We start from the raw sequence: 19,755 nt of genomic DNA, 5'->3' as shown, positions 1-19,755 counted from the left end.
AGCGATCAGCTCGCTGGTTCACCCGGCTGCAGTGTCGGCGAACGGGTCGCGGACGAGCCCGGAGGTTTGGACGGAGGATTGGCCGCAGGCGGTGGCAGTTTCCCTGCTCGGCGCTACTCTCTGGGTAGGACCGGATGCGGAGAGGTAGTCGTGACGCCTGCACCAAACCATCGGCTGGTGGTCGCTCGTACGGCTGCCCGGTTGACGCAGGAAGGGCTCGCGGAACTCGCGAACGCGCAGGTAGAGCGTGATACCGGCCAGCCTGGGGCGATGGATGCCGACTACGTGAGCAAGCTCGAACGCGGCGTTCACCGGTGGCCCGGCAAGCACTACCGACGTGCCCTCCTGACGGTGCTCGGCGCATCGACCGACTTCGATCTTGGCTTCTACTCAACTCGGGGCAAGGCGGCTACCGTCGTCGACGATCCATCCGAGGTAGCCCAAGGGAGTGATGACGTGAAGCGGCAGGCATTCCTTCGGGCGTTGGCGGCCACCGTGGCCGGAATGGCGGTGGGTGACCCGGTAGCCGAGGCGGTTGGTCGGGCAGCAGGAGGCGACACGCCGTCACGGGTCGGCGCCACCGAGGTCCAGCAGATCGATCACGCGATCAGCCTCTTCGGAGAATGGCAGGACCTTTACGGCGGCGGGGTTTGCAAAGACGCGATAGCCGGGCAGGTGAACTGGGCTACTGGACTTCTCAATGCCAGCGTCACCGAAAAAGTGAAGCTCGACCTTTACCGATCGGTCGGGTTTCTGGTCGATGTTGCCGGGTGGGGAGCGTTTGACGCTGGCTACCATGAAACAGCTCGCCAGTATTTCAAGCTGGCGCTGTTCTGTGCTGAGCAGGCGAACGACTGGGGTCTGCGGGCGAACGTGTTATCGGACATGTCTCGCCAGGCGATCTACCTCGGCCGTCCGGATGACGGGTTGAGCCTGATCGAGCTTGCCCAGGTCCGCCAAGATCGGCAGACGCCGACCGTCCGTGCGATGCTCTCCACGGTTCGCGCCCGAACCCTGGCCAAGGTCGAACGCGGCGAAGAGTGCTACGGCGCGGTTCTGACTGCCGAGGACCAGTTCGGCGATCAGAATCCGAGCGAAGATCCGCCGTGGATCACCTACTTCAATGCCGCCGACCTTGCGGGAGACGCGGGACACGCTCTGCTCGACGTTGCACTGACTGGAAAACATATCGATGACGCGCGCCACCACCTACGCCGGTCCGTCGATTCATACTCGGCAACGCAAGCACGTGCACGAGCTTTCTCGCTCGCGAAGCTAGCCATTCTCGAACTGAACGTGGGTGACGCAGGTCAGGGAATTGCCTACGGTGAACAAGCCCTTGAGGCGGAAGCACCGTTGAAATCACGGCGAGCGCAGGACGATCTGACCGACGTGCGGAAAGCACTGGGCAAGCACGGGAACCTGGCCGGTGCCGCCGAGCTGCGATCTCGGCTGACCCGAGCACTGAAGTCCACCTAAGGCAAGGACGCGGCGAGGTGCCCCACTGTCCATACCGGACTGTGGGGCACCTCGTCGTCGTGTGTGAATCGCAGTGGTCAGGCGCCGTAGATTTCGGCCAGTACCGCGCCGAACGCCTTGGCCGAGTCTTCGGGAAGGCCGTCGGTCTGCCGAAGGTGGCCGGTGATGATCTCCCGGGCCTGGTCCTTCGCGACACCCTCGATCTTGATGCCTTCGATGAGGTCGGCCAGTGCCGGGGCGCCCGCCTTGATCAGCAGGGCGATCGGCTTGAGCACGGCCTGGGTGATCGGGCCGCCGATGCCGACGCCGGGGATCGCGGCGACCAGGTCTCCGATCGTCTCCAGCACCTTGGCTGCCACCGGGCCGCCGACCCGCAGGGCCTGGACGATGATCGGCTGGGCGAACTTCGCCAGCTTCTTCAGCGCGCCGATGATGTCGATGTCTTCGGCGCTGGGGTTGGCCAGCGCCGCCTTGATCGGGGCGAGCTGCTGTGCGGTGGTCGCGTCACCCGCGGCGATCAGCGCGTCCACGTTCGCGGTGGTGACGATTTTCTGCAAGGCGGTTTGCGCCGCGGGTGCGACGACCGCGGGCGCGGGTTCCGTCTCGGCCATCGCGGGCTGGCCGAAACCGAGCGCCACAATTCCTGAGGTGAGTACGACGGCGATCGATCGCGAGTATTTGGAGATCGTCATTTCCACTCATTTCAGCTTGGGTCGGGGTGGTTCGAAGGCTATGGATCGTCCGCAATTCCGGTCAAGTGACCCGAAACACAAGAACGCCAGGCGTGATCCGGCTTTCGCTGGTGAGCAGCGCGGATCGGCCCGTGTGGCGTCAAGTGTGAAAATCTTGCGCTACGGCGAAGCTGGTGCTTCGGTGGCGAAGCGGTAACCTAGCCCGCGCACGGTTTCGATGGTGTGGGTGCCGAACGGGACGTCGATCTTCCGCCGCAGATATCCGACGTAGACCTCCACGACGTTCTCGTCGCCTTCGTAATGCGCGTCCCAGACGTGGGTGAGGATCTCGTTCTTCGCCAGCACTTCGCCCGCGCGGCGCACGAAGAACTCCAGCAAGCCGAATTCGCGGGCGGTCAGGTCGATCCGGTTCTGTCCCCTGTGGACGATCCGGGCGGCGGGGTCGAGCTGGATCCCGCCCGCGGTGAGGACGGCCGGGCGCACCGGAGCGGCACGCCGCAGTAGCGCGCGCAGCCTCGCCACCAGCACGACGTAGGAGAACGGTTTGCTCAGGTAGTCGTCGGCGCCGAGGTCGAACGCGTCGGCTTCGTCGTGCTCGCCGTCCTTCGCGGTGAGCATCAGCACCGGGGTCCAGATTTCCTCGTGGCGCAACCGCCGCAGCACCTCGTACCCGGACAACTCCGGCAGCATGATGTCCAGCACGATGACGTCGTAGTCCTGCTCGGTCGCCGCCCACAGGCCGTCGGTGCCGGTGTGCGCGGTGTCCACGGTGAAGCCTTCGGCGACGAGGCCCTTGCGCAGCGTCTCGGCGAACTCGCGCTCGTCCTCCACGATCAGCAGGCGCATCTAGTCCTCCTCGGTGCCGGGGCGGTCCAGCGCGGGCAGTTCGAGGCGGAAGTGCGCGCCGGGGTAGTCGGGGTCGTCCGAACGGTCGGGGCAGCGCGCGGAACCGCCGTGCTGCAGCGCGATTCCGGTGACGATCGCGAGTCCGAGCCCGGTTCCACCGTGACGGCGCTGGCGTGACGCGTCCAGCCGCACGAACCGTTCGAAGATCCGCTCGCGGTCTTCCGGCGGCACGCCAGGGCCGTCGTCGCTGACTTCGATCGCCGCGTGCTTCCCGTCCGTCGAACTGGCCAGCCGGAGACGGCGGCGCGCGTGGTCGCGGCCGTTGTCGACGAGGTTCCGCACCGCGCGGCGAAGGTGCGGCTCGCTGCCGAGCACCTTCGCGGGACCGGCGCGCACCTCGATCTCCAGCGAGGTTTCCGCGCGCACCCTGGCCGCCTCCGCGCGCACGATGTCGTCGAGGTCGACTTCGCGGTGCGACGGCCGGTCGGTCGAGTCGTCGGTGCGCGCCAGCACGAGCAGATCGTCGACGAGTTCGCGCAGCCGCGCCGTTTCCGTGGTGACCACGGTGACCAGTTCGTCGGTGCCCATGCTGTCCGGGTGCCGCGACGACACGTCCAGCGCGGTACTGATCGTGGACACCGGCGAGCGCAGTTCGTGGCTCGCGTCCGCGACGAACCGGCGCTGCGCGGACTGCGCCGAAGCCAGCCGCGACAGCATTTCGTTGAGGGTGGTCGCCAGCCGGTGCACCTCGTCGTGGCCGGGCGGCAGCCGGACGCGGGTGGCCAGGTCGCGGGTCGAGATCTCCGCGACGGTGCGCCGCATCTGCTCGACCGGGCGCAGCGCCGAGCCGACCGCGCGGTACACGGCGAAGCCCGAAATGGCCATCAACGGCAACCCGATCACCAGCAGCAGCAGCGTCAGCCTCGCCGACGCCTCGGTCACGGAGTCGAGCGCGCGGGCCGCGACCACGGTGTAGACCCCGCCCGGCCCGACCACCGCCTGCGAGACCAGGCGGTAGTCGCCGTCGTCGCCGTTGATCCCGAGCGGTTTCGTCTCGACGGTTTCGCGGCCGGGCGCCGGCGCGGCGTCGGTGATCGGCGGACGGCCGGTGATCGCGGGATCGCTCGCGATGACCCTGCGGGCGCTGTTGAGCACCTGCGTCACGGCCTCGGTGTCACCCGTGCTCGCGACATCGCTCGCGCTGAGATCCTTCGTTCCCTCCGCGGCGAGCCGGATCGCCACCTGGCGGCCGGTGCTGCGCGCGCTCTGCGTCACGCCGGCGTCGAGCGACTCCTCCAGCAGCACGACCACCACGAACCCGGCGGTGACCAGTGCCAGCGCGAGCGCGATGATCGTCACCGCGGTCGTGCGCATGCGCACGCCGCTCGCCGCCAGTATCCGGTGCACAGCCACCTCGGCAGCCTAGGACCGGCGCGATCGGGTCGACAGGCGCTCCAGCCGAAGGTGGTCCACTTCGGTGACTTCGAGCGGGGGCAGCGGGTGGCCGACGAGCCAGCCGAGCACCAGGTCCGCGAGGCCGGGATTCCTGGCGAGGACCGGGCCGTGCAGGTAGGTCGCGACCACCTTGCCGGTGACCGCGCCCTCGTGGCCGTCGCCGTTTCCGGTGCCGCGCACGATCCGGCCGAGCGGGTCCGCCGACTGCCCGAGCCTGGTGCGGCCGAGGTGGTTCTCGAACCCGGTCAACGGTCCGCAGACCGGCTCGGCGACCGCGGTCGCGACCACCTCGCCGACGGCACGGCGCGGCCCGGGTTCCGTGGTCGCGTCGAGCAGCCCGAGCCCGTCGTGCCGCACGCCGTCGAGGCCGCGGAACGAGGTGCCGAGCACCTGGAGGCCCGCGCACACGCCGAACACGACGGCGCCCGCGCTCACCGCTCCGAGCAGGCCCCGCTGCCCGCGGAGGTGGTCGGCGGCGAGTACCTGCGCGTCGTCCTCGCCGCCGCCGAGCAGGTAGAGGTCGAACCAGGACGGCACCGGCTCGCCGAGCCGGACCGGGTGCACCTCGGCCTCGATCCCGCGCCACTGCAAGCGTTTGCGCAGCACCTGCGCGTTGCCCGAATCCCCATACGTGCCAAGGACATCCGGCAGCAGCAGGCCGATCGCGACGGTCGACTCCCGCGTCACGCCGTCAGCCTGCCGACGAGTTCGCGGAACGCGGTGTAGTTCGCGACGAGCTCGATCTCGCCGCCGCGCAGCGAGTCGACCGCGCACACCGGATCGCGGTGGACCCGGTGCGCCACCTCGGCGTACCGCAGGCGCACCGCGAGATCGGCGCACCGCTCGCCGGTGGCGACGACCTGCTTGCCCCGCAGCCGTTCGAACGGCACGTCCCACAGCCACGACGTGTCCCTGCCGTCCGCTTCGCGCGCGTTGACCGCGATGACGACCGGGGTGTCCTCGGCCAGGATCGGGATCGTCGCACCCCAGCCTGCCGGGTTCTTCGCGAGCATCAGCCGCACCGAGTGCCGCGCGCGCCGGACGACGCGGTACCGGCCGCCGATGTCGGAGATCTCGCGGACCCGCGCCGAGGCCAGTTCCGGCGGTACCCCGACGCACGCGGCCGCGGCGATCGCGAGCGCCGCGTTGGCGCGGTTCGCCGCGCCGGGCAACCGGAGCCCGAGATCGACGCCCGTGCCGAGCGGGTCGGTGAGCCGGTCCCCGGTCACCGACCACGACGGCAGCGGCCTGGCGAGCCCGCACCGGCAGGCCCAGCCGTCGTCGTGGTGGCGGATCGCGCCGCCGCAGCGGGGACAGCTCGCGGCGTCCTCGTGCCAGCGGCGGCCGGTGCCGACCCACACCGGGTGCGCGGCACCGGCCGCCGCCGAGGTGATGAGCACGTCGTCGCAGTTCGCGACGACCGAGGAGAAGGGCAGCGCGCCGATCGCCGCGCGGATCTCGCGTTCGGTCGCCCTGACCTCGCCGACCCGGTCGAGCTGGTCGCGGCTGAGGTTGAGCAGCACCACGACGGCGGGATCGACCTGCTCGGCCACCAAGGGCAGGTAGACCTCGTCGACTTCGAGCACCGCGTAGGCCGCGTGCGGCTTGGCGACGAGCGCGGCGAGCAGCCCGTCGGGCATGTTGGCGCCGTCGCTGTTCGACGCGATTTCCCCGGCAGCGCCCAGCGCGCTGGCGAGCATGAGCGTGGTGGTCGTCTTGCCGTTGGTGCCGGAGACGAGCAGCACGGTCCGGTCCCTGCCGAGGCGTCGGAGGGCGTGCGGGTCCAGCTTGAGCGCGACGCGCCCGCCGATCATGCCGCCGCCGAAACCGATGCGGCGCGACAGCCAGGCCGTCGCCCGCCCGGCGGCGATGGACGCGCGCGTACGCAACGGGTTGGGGTTGGCCACCCGGGAAGAGTGCGATTTCGTCGCTGTGAGGACCCTGAGAGCGTGAGTCAGCTCTCGCCGGAGACCGCGCGGACGACCGGTTCCCCCGGCTGCCACCGGCGTCCGACGCTGAGGCGCACGATTTCGGCGACGTGCGGATCGTCGACGTAGTGGATCTGGCGCTTACCGTGCCGCCTGGCCCGTACGAGCCCGGCGAGCTTGAGCTTCCCGAGGTGGTGGCTGACCGTGGCCACGGACTGGCCGGTTTCGGCGGCGAGCGTGCCGACGTCGCGTTCGCCCTCGGTCAGCAGCCACAGGATGTGCAGCCGGACGGTGGCCGACAGCAGGCCGAAGGTGGCGGCGACGTCCTGCAGCACGTCCGGCGGGGGTTCGGCGGGATGACTCGGCACGCGTCCAGGGTGACCTATACCGCTCACTTGTACAAGTATTTGACTGTTACGGGTGTGCTGCGCTCTACTGGGTCACGGGCCGCCAGGATCGGCTGGCCCGCCCGAGGACGTGGGGAAGGAGGTGAGCCGGGTGACCGGCGAAGGAAGTAGTAGGCGCCGCGTCCGCGCGGGCCTTCGGTCGTACCCGGCTCCGCCGAGGTAGGCCGCGGGCCGTCCGCGTGGTTCGCGCCGTCGTAGCCAGCAGAACACCGGCCTCACGGACAGGACCGACCCGATGACCCGCACTCCCACAGCGACGGTGCGCCCGCAGCCCGACGCGATGCTGCGCGAGCTGGCCGAAGCACCCGCGCTGACCTTGTTCCGCGCCGTCGACAGCACGCCGAAGGGGCTGACCGAGGCCGAAGCCGCGGAACGCCTGCGCGACGGCGGGGAAGACAGCGCAGGGATCGCCGTGGTCCGGGATGCCGCCGTGGCGGCGACCAGCCCGTTCGTCGCGTTGCTCGCCTGCCTCGGCCTCGTGTTCGCGGTCGTCGGGGACGTGCGCGGCGCGGTCACCGTCGGCGTGATGGTGGCGGTGAGCGTCGCGGTCCGGCTCTGGCAGCACTCCCGCTCGGACCGCGCGGTGCGCGCCCTTCGCGACCGCGTGCGCACGACCGTGACCGTGCGGCGCCGGGCCGCCGAGGGCTATCCCGGCGCCGATCGCGAGGTGCCGCCGTCGGACCTCGTCCCCGGTGACGTGGTGCTGCTCGGTCCCGGCGACCTGGTGCCCGCGGACGTGCGCGTGCTCGCCTCCTCCGGGCTGCGCGTGGACCAGTCCGCGCTGTCGGGCGAAGGGCTGCCGGTTTCCAAGCGGGCGCCGAAGCCCGTGCCGCGGCGCCACGGCACACCGGAACTGGTGGACGCGCCTTCCCTGTGCTTCGACGGGACTTCGGTGGTGGGCGGCACCGCGACCGCGGTCGTGCTCGCGACCGGGAGCCGCACCCGGTCGGGATCGGTCGCGGCCGTCCGCGCGCCGAAGCCGGAGTCCAGCTTCGACCTCGGCGTGCGCGCGGTCGGCTGGACGCTGGTGCGGTTCATGCTGGTGATGGTGCCGATCGTGCTCGCGGTCAACGGCACGGTCACCGGGGACTGGGCGCAGGCCGTGCTGTTCGCGGTGGCCGTCGCGGTCGGGCTGACCCCGGAAATGCTCCCGGTCATCGTGACCGCGAACCTGGCGCGCGGCGCGGTCCGGCTTTCGCGGCGCGAGGTGATCGTCAAGCGCCTCAACGCGATCCAGGACCTGGCCGCGATGGACGTGCTGTGCGTGGACAAGACCGGCACGCTCACCGAGGACAGGGTCGCCTACGCGCACAGCGTCGACCTCGACGGGCGGCCTGACCGCGAGGCCGCCGAGTACGCGAGCCTCGCGGTGCGCCTCCAGGCCGACCAGCACGACCGCCTCGACGCCGCGGTCCTCGCGTACTTCGGTGACGAGGACCCGTTGACCGAAGCGCTGTTCACGAAGGTCGACGAGCTGGGGTTCGACCACGAGCGCAGGCGTGCCACCGTGGTCGTGCGATGCGCGGACGAGCACATCCTCGTCACCAAGGGCGATCCGGACGAGATCCTGCCGAAGTGCACGCACGCGCGGCGCGGCGGCCGGGTCGTCGAACTGACCGGGGAGGGACGCGAAGCCGCCGAAGGGCTCGTGCTCACCTACGCCGGGCACGGGATGCGGGTGCTCGCCGTCGCCGCGCGCGAGACCGCCGCGAATCCGGGTGGCTACGGCGAAAGCGACGAGACCGGACTGGTGCTGGTCGGGTTCCTCGGTTTCGTCGACCCGGTCCGCGACGGTTCGGCGGAGGCCGTGCGCGTGCTCGGCGAGCACGGCGTGCCGGTGAAGATCCTCACCGGGGACAACCGCCACGTCGCCGCGCGGGTCGCGGCCGAGGTCGGGGTGCCGGTGGGGGAGATCGTGTCCGGGCGCCGGATCGACGAGTGCGACGACGCCGATCTCGCCGTCCTGGTACCGCGCACGACCGTGTTCGCCAAGCTCGCGCCGGGCCACAAGGCGCGGATCGTGGCGGCACTGCGCGAGCACGGCCACGCGGTCGGGTTCGTCGGCGACGGGGTCAACGACGTGCCGGCGCTGCGGGCCGCCGACGTCGCCGTCGCACCGGACACCGCCACCGAGGTCGCCAAGGACGCGGCCGACCTGGTGCTGCTCGACCGCGATCTCGGGGTGCTCGCGCGCGGCGTCGTCGAGGGCCGCAAGACGCTCGGCAACACGCTCAAGTACGTCGACATCACGGCCGCGTCGAACTTCGGGAACGTGTTGACGGTGCTGGCCGCGAGCGCGTTCCTGCCGTTCGTGCCGATCCTGCCGATCCAGCTGATGGTGGCGAACCTGCTCTACGACCTCGCCCAGCTCGCGCTCGCGTGGGACCGCGTCGACGACGGCTACCTCCGGCGGCCGCGGCGGTGGGACGCGCGCGGGCTCACCCGGTTCATCCTCGTGTTCGGCCCGCTCAGCTCGCTGTTCGACCTGTCGACGTTCGCCGTGCTGTGGTGGGTCTTCGACGCGGCGGGACAGCCCGCGACCTTCCAGACCGGCTGGTTCGTCGAGGGCCTGCTGTCCCAGCTCCTGGTCGTGCTGCTGCTGCGCGGGCGCTCGCGGCCCGCCCGCCCGGTGCTGCTGGCATCGGCAGGTGCCGCGATCGCCGGCCTGCTGCTGCCGCTTTCCCCGCTGGCGGGCCCGTTGCGCATGCAGCCGCTGCCACCGGTGTACCTGCTGTGGCTGGCCGGGGTGCTGGCCGTCTACGGCCTGCTCACCTGGCTCGTGCGGCAGCGCCACGGCCGCGTCGAATGGTGAAACTGAGTCCTTTTAAGACAGTCCACTGACGCTTTCTTGCCGAATTACCGCCTTCGCGGAATTCGAGAATGGGGGTCCGGCATGTCCTTGCTGCGCACTTTTCCCGGTCGCGGCGCACTGGCGAGGCCGCAGCGCGGCGTGGCCGACGTGGCCGTGCTGTTCGGCGCGGCCGCGCTGCTGTGGCTGCTCGTGCGGCTCGCGCACGGGGCCACCGTCCCGTGGGACGAGGCGAGCGCACCGTCCACAGTGTCCACCGAACCGGCGGAACTTCCTTACTACGCGGCGCGTTCGGTGCTGCGCATGTTCGCCGCGCTGGCGATGTCGGTGGTGTTCACCTTCGTCTACGCCATCGCCGCCGCCCGGCTGCGGCGCGCGGAGAAGGTGCTGCTGCCGGTGCTCGACATCCTCCAGTCGGTGCCCGTGCTCGGCTTCCTTTCGGTGACCATCACCGGGTTCATCGCGTTGTTCCCCGGCTCGCAGCTCGGCCTGGAATGCGCGTCGGTGTTCGCGATCTTCACCTCGCAGGCGTGGAACATGACCTTCGCGTTCTACCACTCGCTGGTGTCCCAGCCCCGTGACCTCGACGAGGCCGCGCGGTCGCTGCGCCTTTCGCGGTGGCAGCGGTTCTGGCGGGTCGACGTGCCGGGCGGGATGATCGGGCTGGTCTGGAACGGGATGATGAGCTTCGGCGGCGGCTGGTTCTTCCTGGTCGCCTCGGAGGCGCTGAGCGTGAACAACCGCTTCTACGCGCTGCCGGGGATCGGTTCCTACGTCGCCACCGCCACCGACGAAGGCAGGCTCGACCGGGTCCTGCTCGCGGTCGTGGCGATGATCGTGCTGGTGGCCGGTGTGAACGTGTTGTTCTGGCGGCCGCTGACGGCGTGGGCGGAGCGGTTCCGGGTCGAAGAGTCCGAGGCGGCCGAAGCACCCCGCAGCAGCACCCTCGCCGTCCTGCGCCGCTCGCACCTCCCGGCGCTGCTCGGCAGGGTGTTCGGCCCGCTGGTGTACCCGCTCGACCGCGCGATGACGGTGTTCGGCCGAGCCGAACGTCCACTGTGGATTTCCGAGGGGCGGCGGCGCGCCGGTGACCTCGTCTTCGCGGTGGTGGTGTTCGCGCTGATCGGTTATGGCGTGGTGCGAATGGTGTCCTTCATCGCGGACACCGCGGGGTTCGGGGAGGTCGTGCACGCGCTGCTGCTCGGGCTCGTCACGTTCGGCAGGGTGCTCGTGCTGGTGGTGGTCGCGACGCTGGTCTGGGTGCCGGTCGGCGTGTGGATCGGGCTCAACCCCAGGGTGTCGCGGCTGGCGCAGCCGGTGGTGCAGGTCCTCGCGAGCTTCCCGGCCAACTTCCTGTTCCCGCTCGTCACCGGCGTGCTCGTGGCCACCGGCATCGGCCTCGACTGGGGCGGCATCCTGCTGATGAGCCTCGGCGCGCAGTGGTACGTGCTGTTCAACGTGATCGCCGGTGCCAGCGCCATCCCGAACGACCTGCGCGAGGCGTCGGCGAGCCTGCGCCTGCCGCGCGCGCTGTGGTGGCGGAAACTGGTGCTCCCCGCGATCTTCCCGAGCTACGTCACCGGCGGCATCACCGCGGCAGGCGGCGCGTGGAACGCCTCGATCGTCGCCGAAATCGTGAGCTACCACGGCATCACGCTCACCGCGACCGGGCTCGGCGCCTACATCAAGGACGCCACCGGAACCGGCGACGGGGCCAGGATCCTCATCGGCGTCACCGTGATGAGCCTGTTCGTCGTCGGCCTCAACCGCCTGCTGTGGCAGCCCCTGTACGCATTGGCCGAGCGCCGCTTCTCACTGTGAATACCGGAGGAAAACATGACCACCGCAGAAGTTCTCGTCAGCGTCGACTCGGTGTCCAAGAGCTTCACCGGCACCACGGGCGGCGAACTGCGCGTCCTCGACGAGATCGAGCTCGACCTGAGAGCGGGTGAGATCGTCGCGCTGCTCGGCAGGTCCGGTTCCGGCAAGTCGACCCTGCTGCGCACGATCGCCGGGCTCGTCGCGCCCACCTCCGGCGCGGTCCGCTACCGCGGCGAGGAGCTGACCGGCGCCAACCCCGGCACCGCCATGGTGTTCCAGTCCTTCGCACTGATGCCGTGGCTGACCGTGCAGGACAACGTCGAACTGGGCCTCGCGGCACGCGGGCTTCCGCCGGCCGAACGCCGCGAGCGCGCGCTCGCGGCCATCGACCTGATCGGACTCGACGGCTTCGAATCCGCGTACCCGAAGGAACTTTCCGGCGGGATGCGCCAGCGCGTCGGGTTCGCCCGCGCGCTCGTGCTCGAACCCGACCTGCTGCTGATGGACGAGCCGTTCTCCGCGCTCGACGTGCTGACCGCGGAGAACCTGCGCGGTGAGCTGATGCGGCTGTGGGCGGGCGAGGAGTTCCCGACGAAGGCGATCTGCCTGGTCACGCACAACATCGAGGAGGCAGTCCAGCTCGCGGACCGGGTGCTCGTGCTGGGAGCGAACCCCGGGCACGTCCGCGCCGAGATCCACGTCGACCTCCCACGCCCGCGCGACCGTCGCGCACCCGCGTTCACCGGGCTCGTCGACCTGCTCTACGGCCTGCTCACCGGGCGCGAACCGGAACGCGCCGAGCCGGAAGCCGCGACGCCGACGGCTCGTCCGTTGCCCGCGGCCTCGGTCGACGGGCTCGCCGGGCTGGTCGAGATCGTGCACGCCAAGGGCGGGCGGGCCGGGCTGCCCGCGGTCGCGGCCGAACTCAGCTTCGAGATCGATGACCTGCTGCCGCTCGTCGACGCCGCCTCGCTGCTCGACCTGCTCTTCGTGGCGGGCGCCGATCTGCACCTGACCCCGATGGGCGAGGCCTTCACCACGGCGGACATCCAGCGCAGCAAGGAGATCTTCGCCGGGCAGGCACGACGGCGCGCGCCGCTGGTCCGCACCATCCTGACCGCGCTGGGCAGCAGCGCGGGCGGCAGCCTCCGCTCCGGGTTCTTCCTCGACCTGCTGCGGCGCGGCTTCTCCCACGACGACGCGCGGCAGCAGCTCGACATCGCGATCGACTGGGGCAGGTACGCGGAGCTGTTCGACTACGACACCGACAGCGGTCACCTCAGGCTCGAAGCGCCACCTGAACCCGTCTCGGCCTAGCGGTTGGTCAGTCCAGTGTGGACGCGATGCAGTTCGCGGCCTCCGCGATCATCGGGTACCGGGGTTCGGCGTCGTAGCCGTCGCGATCGGACAGGATCGCGATGACCAGCGGTTCGCGGTGCGGTGGCCAGGCGACGGCGATGTCGTCGGCCCGACCGTAGTCGCCGTGCCCGGTCTTGTTCGCCACGGACCAGGTTCCGGGCAGTCCTGCCCTGATGGTGTTCGCGCCGGTCGTGCTGCGCCGCAGCCAGTCCTCGACCAGCGCTCGCGCATCCGGCGGCAACGCGTCGCCGAGCACGATGCGCCGGTAGCTGGCGGCGATCGCGCGGGCGGTGGTCGTGTCACGCGGGTCGCCGGGCGGCGTCCGGTTGAGATCGGGTTCGTACTGGTCGATCCTGCTCGCGGTGTCGCCGAGGCCGCGGAAGTAGGCGGTGAGCCCGGCTGGCCCGCCGACGTCGCGCATCAGCAGGTTGCCCGCGGTGCCGTCGCTGTACCGGATGGCGGCGTCGCAGAGCTGCCTGATCGTCATCCCGGTCCCGATGTGCTGCTGCGCAATGGGTGAGATCGAGTTGACCTCCGCCCTCGTGTACCTGACGTTCGTGTCCAAATAGGATGGTGGGCGCCGTCGCAGCACCGCCGCGGCGGCGATCGTCTTGAACGTCGAGCACAACGCGAAGCGTTCGTCCGCCCGGAAGCTGATTGAGGCGCCGGAGCCGGTGTCGATGGCGTGGACGCCGAGGCGCGCCGCGTATTTCCGCTCCAAAGAGGACAAGCGTTCGTGGACGGCCCGCTCGTCGACGGCGGGGGAAGGGGGCGGAGCGGGTGCCGGGGTCTCGCGAGGAGCGCACGCGGCAGGGATGAGCATCAGCGCGCCGGTCAGCAAGGTGCGGCGCCCGACCGGACGACGGCCGGGCGCGAGCACCCGGCCGTCGTCCCGCACGTTCGAACTCACTTGGCCAGTTCGGTGGCGAGGAGGGTCGCGGTGGCCGCGATGGTCTTGTTGTCGATGGCCGCGCCGGTGGCACCGTAGGTGTAGACCACGAAGACCAGCGGCGCGTGTCCCGGCGGCCAGGCGACCGCGATGTCATTGGCGCCGCCGAACGCGCTCATCGAGCCGGTCTTGTCGCCGACCGTCCACTCCGGAGGGAGGCCGGCGCGGATGCGCTCTGCCCCGGTCTTGGTCCCGCGGAGCCAGCCGTTCAGCACCTCGCGATCGGGCGGCGTCAAGGCGCGGCCGAGCGAAATCGCCTGGAGATCGCGCCCCATCGCCGAGGGGGTGGTCGTGTCGTGCCGCTGCCCCGGCGCCCAGTCGTTGAGCGTGGGCTCGGTGCGGTCCAGCCGGGAGACCGGGTCGCCGAGCGACCGGTAGTAGCGGGTCATGCCTGCCGGGCCGCCGATCTGGTCGAGGAGGAGGTTGGCCGCGGTGTTGTCGCTGACCTGCACCGCCGCCGTGGCCAGTTCGGACACGGTCATCCCGGCGGCGCCGTGCCCGTTGACCGGCGAGCCGTCCAGGGGTACCTCGCGGTCGGGCGTCCAGTGGATCCGCCGCTCGAGCAGCCCGGGGTCCACCCGCCGTGCCCGCTCCAGGATGGCGCCCGCCTCGGCCGCCTTGAACGTCGACAGCGACGGGAACAACTCGTTCGCGCGATAGCCGACCGTCCTGCCCGTCGCCGTGTCGAGCGCGAAGGCGCCGATGTGCCGCTGCGACGAGGTTTCCAGCTCGCGCAACTGCCTGGCGAGGTCCGAGGCCGGCGGGCAGGCCACGGCCGACCCGGTCCCGGTCACCAGTGCCGAAAACGCCGTCATGACCGTGAGCCAGAGCCGCCAGCGGCCGCGTCTCACGGGCTGCCGCCGGAGCGGTGACGGAGAACCGGGCAAGCGAGTGCGCATCTTCTACTCCGAACGGGAGAGGTGGTCTGAACGACTTCAAACCAAGCAGGCCGCCGCGACCCCTGTCCAATACAGCGGGCACGAGGAAGCCATTGATCTTCGATATGACACCAGGTCACCGTCCTCGGCAGGCCGCGAGATCCGCGGAAAAGCCGCCGGTCGGCACACCGCTGTCCGCTGTGGACAGTCCACGTCCGACCGAGTGCGTCCCGTCGATGTCCAGTCAGGCCACCTGACGATTACCATGGGCGGTATGTCCGAACGAAGCGGCACGACGATGACCCATCACGGCAAGCCCCTGCTGGGGCCGCTGCTCAGGCAGGCGTTCCGCTGGTTCGCCGACGCGACGATCGCCGACCTCGCGGCGAAGGGGATGCCGCCGCTGAGCATCACGCAGATGGACATCTTCACCAAGCTCGATCCCGGTGGCGTCACGATCTCCGAGCTGGCGCGCCGCTCCGGTATCGCGCGCCAGTCGGCGCACCAGGCCGTCCGTGAGCTGGTGAAGGCGGGCGTGCTGCGCATCGAGCCGGATCCGTCTTCGACTCGCAGCAAGCTGGTCCTGCCGACGGAAGCGGGACTGGAGCGGTTGCGGGTCGCGCGGCGGAGCCTGGCCGAGGCGGAGGAGTGGCTGGCCGACCGCCTCGGCGACAGCGTGGTCGAGCAACTGCGGGCGGCCCTGGACGCCGATTGGGGTCCGCCGCACCCGGCGGTCTGATCGGGGGACCTTCCTTGACGGAGCGGGTACCCCTCTTGTTATTGTCAGGTGACCTGACAATAACAGGAGAGGTGGTCGAAATGTCAGCGGATCCAGTGGATGTCCTGGTCGTGGGCGCGGGCCCGGTCGGACTGATGGCGGCGGGGGAACTGCTGCGCAGAGGGGTGCGGGTCCGGGTGGTCGAAGCCGCCGGGGGTCCCGTGCGGCGCAGCCGCGCGCTCGGCACGCAAGCCCGCACGCTGGAGATCTACGAGCAGTTGGGGATCGTGGACGAGATACTCGCGCTGGGGCAGCGCGTCACCGCGCTCGTCCGGCACCGCGAAGGCGTGCCGGAGCAGCGGTTCGACTTCGGGTACAGCGACGTGCCGACCCGGTACGAGTACGGGCTGCTGGTCGACCAGACGCGGACCGAAGAGGTGCTCAGGCGGCGCGTCGAACGGCTCGGCGGCACGGTCGAATGGGGCACCCGGCTCGATTCGCTGTCCCAGGACGAGAACGGCGTGCGGGCGGTGCTCCTCGGGCACGACGGGGCCGCGTCGGTGGTGGAGACGCCGTGGCTGGTCGGCTGCGATGGTGCGCACAGCACCGTGCGCAAGCAGCTGGGCATCCCGCTCGAAGGCGAATCCACCTACACCTGGCTCGTGGCCGACGCCGAAGTGGAGATCGACCTCGATCCGCACGCGGTGCACTGGTTCTTCGCCGACGGCGGCGCGGTGATGCTGTTCCCGATGCAGGACAAGGGAAGGTGGCGGCTCCTCGACACCGCGGACGCACTGCTGGACAACGAGCCGTCGAAGGTGGCGGAGCGATTCCAGCGCCGGGTCACCGCCGCCACCGGTCTTCCGGTGCGGGTCGGAATCCCGGACTGGGTGTCCGTGTTCACCATCCAGCAGCGCGCGGTTCCCGAGATGCGCCGCGGGCGTTGTTTCGTCGCGGGCGACGCCGCGCACGTGCACAGCCCGGCAGGCGGCCAGGGCATGAACACCGGCCTGCAGGACGCGTTCAACCTCGGCTGGAAGCTCGCCGCCGTCGTCGAGGGGCTGGCTGGCGGCGAACTGCTGGACAGCTACGCGGCCGAACGGGTGCCGAACGGGAAGAAGCTGCTGGAGTCCACCGCGATGATCACGAGCTACGTGCTCGGCACCGAGGACGAGCACCGCCCGCAGACGACCGCGCACGAGGTACTCGGCAGTGTCCAGGCCCTGTCCATCAGCTACCCCGACAGCCCGCTGACCGTGCCCGCCGCGGTCCCTGCGACGCCCCGGCCGGGGGAGCGGGTCACCGCCGTCACCGCGGACCGCGCCAGGGGTGACGGCTGGCGCGCGCTGCTCGACCAGCTCAGAAATCCACAGTGGACGCTGCTGGCGCTCGGCGGTTTCCGGTGCGCGGACGCCGTGCCGGACGGAATGGCGGTGCTGGCGCTCGACGACGCGGAACTGTCCGAAGACCTCGGCGCGGAGGACGGTGGCTGGCTGCTCATCCGGCCCGACGGCTACGTCTCGGCGCGCGGAGGACTCGCGGATCCGGTTTCGTGGCCGGAGTACGCGATCAGACGGTGAAGCGGTCGGGATCGGCGCCCGCCCAGTCCTGAGCCCAGGTTTCCGGCGCCTCCGCGAGGAGCTGTCCGGGTGCGAGCCACTCGTACAGCTCGTCGTAGGAGCGCACGGTGATGGGATCGAGCCTGCGCCGGAGCTGGTGCGGGCGCAGGTCTTCGGGACGGTGCACGCCCATCGACGCCATGATCTGCTGCGCCGAGCGCACCGTCGCGCGCTGGAAGCGGTACACGCGTTCGGTCTTGTCCCCGACGTCGAGCGCCCGCGCGCGCCGGGCGTCCTGCGTCGCGACGCCGACCGGGCAGTGGTTGGTGTGGCAGCGCTGGGACTGGATGCAGCCGACCGCGAACATCATCGCCCTCGCCGCGTTGGTGTAGTCCGCGCCCTGGATGAGCCGCTTCACGATATCGGCGCCAGTGGCGACCTTCCCCGCCGCGCCGATCCTGATCCGGTCGCGAAGGCCCGTGCCGACCAGTGCGTTGTGGACGGTCATCAGCCCGTCCGTCAGCGGGGCGCCGATGTGGTCGGAGAACTCGAGCGGTGCGGCACCGGTCCCGCCCTCGGACCCGTCCACGAGGATGAAGTCCGGGGTGACGTCCTCGGCCACCATCGCCTTGCACACCGCGAGGAACTGCCGCCGCGAACCGACGCACAGCTTGAACCCGGTTGGCTTGCCGCCGGACAGCTCGCGCATCCGCGCCACGAACCGCACCAGCTCGCGTGGGGTGGAGAACACCCGGTGGTACGGCGGCGAGATCACCGTCTCCCCCTGCGGGACCTCGCGAACCCTGGCGATCTCGGCGTTGACCTTGCTGCCGGGCAGCACCCCGCCGATCCCCGGCTTCGCGCCCTGGGAAAGCTTGAGCGACACGCATTTCACGGCGTCGATCGCGGACTTCTCGGCGAATTCGCCCCCGTCGAAGCCGCCGTCGGCGGTGCGGCACCCGAAGTAGCCGGTGCCGAGTTCCCACACCAGGTCGCCGCCGTGGCGCAGGTGGTACTCGGACAACCCGCCCTCGCCGGTGTCGTGCGCGAAACCGCCCTTGGCCGCGCCGCCGTTGAGCGCCAGTATCGCGTTCGACGAAAGCGAGCCGAAGCTCATCGCGGACACGTTGAGCAAGGCCATTTCGTACGGTTTCGCGCAGCCTGGTCCGCCCACACGCACTCTGGGCGGATCGTCCGGTGCCGGAACCGGGGCGAGCGAATGCACGAAGGTTTCGTAGCCGTCTTCGTAGACGTCCCGTTCGGTGCCGAACGGCGATTCGTCCTCGGTGCCCTTCGCCCGCTCGTAGACGATGCTGCGCACGTCGCGGTCGTAGGGGCGGCCATCGGTGTTGCGTTCGATGAAGTACTGCTGGAGCTCGGGCCGGACGGCTTCGAGCAGATAGCGGAAATGTCCCAGAACGGGGTAGTTCCGCAGCACTGAATGCCTTCTTTGCAGCAGGTCGAAACACCCGAGACCGCCTGCGGCGAGCAACGGGACGGCCGCGAGCAGCCACCACGGGGATATCGCGAAAACGGCCGCGGTCAGCACGACCGCCAGCAGGCACAGGCTCGAAACGACCACCACGCGCGTCACCCGTCCGACGGTAGCCGACCGTCGTGCTGGTTTCAGCGCGTACACCCCGACTTCGCGGGACTGAGCGCCGCGACGGCTGTGCACTCGGGCATCGAGCGATAGCATCGCTGAATGGAGCTGCGGCAGTTCGAGCACTTCCTCGCCGTCGTGCGCACCGGCAGCTTCACCGGTGCCGCGCGCGAGGCGCACGTCGTCCAGTCGGCGCTGAGCGCTTCGGTCCGCAAGCTCGAGTCCGAACTGGGCGCGCCGCTGTTCGAGCGGACCACCCGCAGGGTGATGCTGACGGAGGCGGGCAGGGCACTGCTGCCGGTGGCGAACCGCGTGGTCGCCGACGTCGAGGCGGCCCGAGGCGAGGTGGCGGCGGTGGCGGGACTGGCCCGCGGCACGGTGTCCATCGGCACCATCCAGGCGCTGACGGTCGTCGATCTGCCGCGCGAGCTGGGCGTGTTCCGGACACGTCATCCCGGCGTGCGGATCCACGTCCGCGACGGCACGGTGCCGGAGCTGGCGACCGCGGTCGTGGACGGCGAGCTGGACCTGGCCTACCTCGCCGCCGACGGGCCGTTGCGGGAGGATCTCGTCAGTTTCGCGCGGTGGAGCCAGCGCCTGGTCCTGCTGAGCTTTCCCGGGCACCGGCTCGCGCACCGGCGCCGCGTCCGGCTCGCGGAACTCGACGGCGAACCGTTCGCCGGCTTCACCGGCAGCGTGCTGCAGATGATGATCAGCCGCCGCTTCGCCGACGCCGGGATCCGGTACCACCGCGTCTGCGAGGCGACTCACGTTCCGCTGCTCGTCGAGCTGGTGGCGGCGGGCCTCGGGGTCACCATCGTGCCGCTGCGGGTCGCCGAGCGCTCCGGGCTGCCGTTCGCCACGATCGAGCGGCCCGCTTTGAGCAGGGCGATCCACCTTGCCGGGCGGCTGGCGGAGCCGGTGAATCCCGCCGCGCGCGCCCTGCTCGCGCACCTGACCCGCTGACGCTCACCGCTCGCCGGTGTCCTTGGCGGGCCGTGCCGACGCGATGAGCAGACCCGCGCCGCCGACGAGCACGGCGAGCGCGGTCAGCGTCTCGCCTGCGAGGACGAGCACGAGACCGAGCACCAGGAAGCGGATGCCGAACGTGCGCAGGAGGCGCGCCGTGTCCGGTGTTTCTGCGGTGTCCACGGCTCTCCCGTCGCGTTGGCCTCTCCCGCCCAGTATTCGCTGCTCCGATTGGCGCGTCCAACACAAGAAAGAGCTGGGATTCAGCCCTCAGAGAGCTGAA

General features: G+C 70.5%; 17 protein-coding genes. 7 read left to right on the top strand and 10 right to left on the bottom strand.

The genetic code is table 11. The annotated features are described in order from the left end of the window. Positions 1-150: 150 nt before the first annotated feature. Positions 151-1,479, top strand: coding sequence for a helix-turn-helix domain-containing protein (locus tag ABD256_RS27650; RefSeq protein WP_344425072.1), 1,329 nt, complete (start codon positions 151-153; stop codon positions 1,477-1,479). A gap of 77 nt (positions 1,480-1,556) precedes the next feature. Here ABD256_RS27650 and ABD256_RS27645 read toward each other — a convergent pair whose 3' ends face one another. The 6 genes from ABD256_RS27645 to ABD256_RS27620 form a co-directional block, all read right to left on the bottom strand. Beyond that, positions 1,557-2,171, bottom strand: a complete 615-nt coding sequence (locus tag ABD256_RS27645; RefSeq protein WP_344425069.1) for a hypothetical protein — start codon at positions 2,169-2,171, stop codon at positions 1,557-1,559. A 159-nt stretch (positions 2,172-2,330) separates the two neighbouring features. Beyond that, positions 2,331-3,017 carry a response regulator transcription factor gene (locus ABD256_RS27640; protein WP_344425066.1) on the bottom strand — a complete coding sequence of 229 codons (687 nt, stop codon included), beginning with the start codon at positions 3,015-3,017 and terminating at the stop codon, positions 2,331-2,333. After that, positions 3,018-4,430 carry a sensor histidine kinase gene (locus tag ABD256_RS27635; RefSeq protein WP_344425063.1) on the bottom strand — a complete coding sequence of 471 codons (1,413 nt, stop codon included), beginning with the start codon at positions 4,428-4,430 and terminating at the stop codon, positions 3,018-3,020. 9 nt (positions 4,431-4,439) lie between these two features. Next, positions 4,440-5,159, bottom strand: a complete 720-nt coding sequence (locus tag ABD256_RS27630) for a type 1 glutamine amidotransferase (protein WP_344425060.1) — start codon at positions 5,157-5,159, stop codon at positions 4,440-4,442. Continuing rightward, positions 5,156-6,379: a Mur ligase family protein gene (locus tag ABD256_RS27625; RefSeq protein ID WP_344425057.1), complete on the bottom strand. Its 1,224-nt coding sequence runs from the start codon at positions 6,377-6,379 to the stop codon at positions 5,156-5,158. Before ABD256_RS27625 ends, ABD256_RS27630 begins: the two co-directional genes overlap by 4 nt. A gap of 47 nt (positions 6,380-6,426) precedes the next feature. Beyond that, entirely contained in the window at positions 6,427-6,768 is a 342-nt protein-coding gene (locus tag ABD256_RS27620; RefSeq protein WP_344425054.1) for an ArsR/SmtB family transcription factor, read from the bottom strand. A gap of 274 nt (positions 6,769-7,042) precedes the next feature. Between ABD256_RS27620 and mgtA the strand changes: the two genes are divergently transcribed. The 3 genes from mgtA to ABD256_RS27605 all read left to right on the top strand — a co-directional run bounded on the left by mgtA (position 7,043) and on the right by ABD256_RS27605 (position 12,754). Next, positions 7,043-9,619 carry a magnesium-translocating P-type ATPase gene (gene mgtA / locus ABD256_RS27615; protein ID WP_344425051.1) on the top strand — a complete coding sequence of 859 codons (2,577 nt, stop codon included), beginning with the start codon at positions 7,043-7,045 and terminating at the stop codon, positions 9,617-9,619. A gap of 81 nt (positions 9,620-9,700) precedes the next feature. After that, positions 9,701-11,437: an ABC transporter permease gene (locus ABD256_RS27610; RefSeq protein ID WP_344425048.1), complete on the top strand. Its 1,737-nt coding sequence runs from the start codon at positions 9,701-9,703 to the stop codon at positions 11,435-11,437. Between the two features lie 15 nt (positions 11,438-11,452). After that, positions 11,453-12,754 carry an ABC transporter ATP-binding protein gene (locus ABD256_RS27605; RefSeq protein ID WP_344425045.1) on the top strand — a complete coding sequence of 434 codons (1,302 nt, stop codon included), beginning with the start codon at positions 11,453-11,455 and terminating at the stop codon, positions 12,752-12,754. Between the two features lie 7 nt (positions 12,755-12,761). On the opposite strand, the gene bla (ABD256_RS27600) is transcribed toward ABD256_RS27605, so the two are convergent. Both bla (ABD256_RS27600) and bla (ABD256_RS27595) read right to left on the bottom strand, forming a co-directional pair. Further along, complete coding sequence (bla, locus tag ABD256_RS27600; protein WP_425546529.1) at positions 12,762-13,619, bottom strand: class A beta-lactamase; 858 nt, start codon at positions 13,617-13,619, stop codon at positions 12,762-12,764. An 83-nt stretch (positions 13,620-13,702) separates the two neighbouring features. Then, positions 13,703-14,560 (bottom strand): class A beta-lactamase, encoded by an 858-nt coding sequence (gene bla, locus ABD256_RS27595; RefSeq protein ID WP_344425039.1) that lies wholly within the window; start codon positions 14,558-14,560, stop codon positions 13,703-13,705. Between the two features lie 337 nt (positions 14,561-14,897). Between bla (ABD256_RS27595) and ABD256_RS27590 the strand changes: the two genes are divergently transcribed. Beyond that, a complete protein-coding gene (locus ABD256_RS27590; RefSeq protein WP_344425036.1) occupies positions 14,898-15,362 on the top strand; it encodes a MarR family winged helix-turn-helix transcriptional regulator in 465 nt (154 codons plus the stop codon). 80 nt (positions 15,363-15,442) lie between these two features. Beyond that, the gene (locus ABD256_RS27585; RefSeq protein WP_344425033.1) at positions 15,443-16,921 is read left to right on the top strand and encodes an FAD-dependent monooxygenase; all 1,479 of its coding nucleotides are present in this window, start codon (positions 15,443-15,445) and stop codon (positions 16,919-16,921) included. On the opposite strand, the gene ABD256_RS27580 is transcribed toward ABD256_RS27585, so the two are convergent. Further along, the gene (locus ABD256_RS27580) at positions 16,911-18,494 is read right to left on the bottom strand and encodes an FMN-binding glutamate synthase family protein (RefSeq protein WP_344425031.1); all 1,584 of its coding nucleotides are present in this window, start codon (positions 18,492-18,494) and stop codon (positions 16,911-16,913) included. The two genes, ABD256_RS27585 and ABD256_RS27580, sit on opposite strands and share 11 nt — an antisense overlap. A gap of 111 nt (positions 18,495-18,605) precedes the next feature. On the opposite strand from ABD256_RS27580, the gene ABD256_RS27575 reads away from it, so the two are divergent. After that, positions 18,606-19,469: a LysR family transcriptional regulator gene (locus tag ABD256_RS27575; RefSeq protein ID WP_344425029.1), complete on the top strand. Its 864-nt coding sequence runs from the start codon at positions 18,606-18,608 to the stop codon at positions 19,467-19,469. Positions 19,470-19,472: 3 nt separating this feature from the next. Here ABD256_RS27575 and ABD256_RS27570 read toward each other — a convergent pair whose 3' ends face one another. Continuing rightward, positions 19,473-19,655 carry a hypothetical protein gene (locus ABD256_RS27570; protein WP_344425026.1) on the bottom strand — a complete coding sequence of 61 codons (183 nt, stop codon included), beginning with the start codon at positions 19,653-19,655 and terminating at the stop codon, positions 19,473-19,475. Between the last annotated feature and the right edge of the window lie 100 nt (positions 19,656-19,755).

The organism is Amycolatopsis minnesotensis, assembly GCF_039529815.1.
In the GTDB taxonomy this organism is placed as follows: domain Bacteria; phylum Actinomycetota; class Actinomycetes; order Mycobacteriales; family Pseudonocardiaceae; genus Amycolatopsis; species Amycolatopsis minnesotensis.
This window is presented reverse-complemented; position numbering and strand designations above follow the sequence as displayed.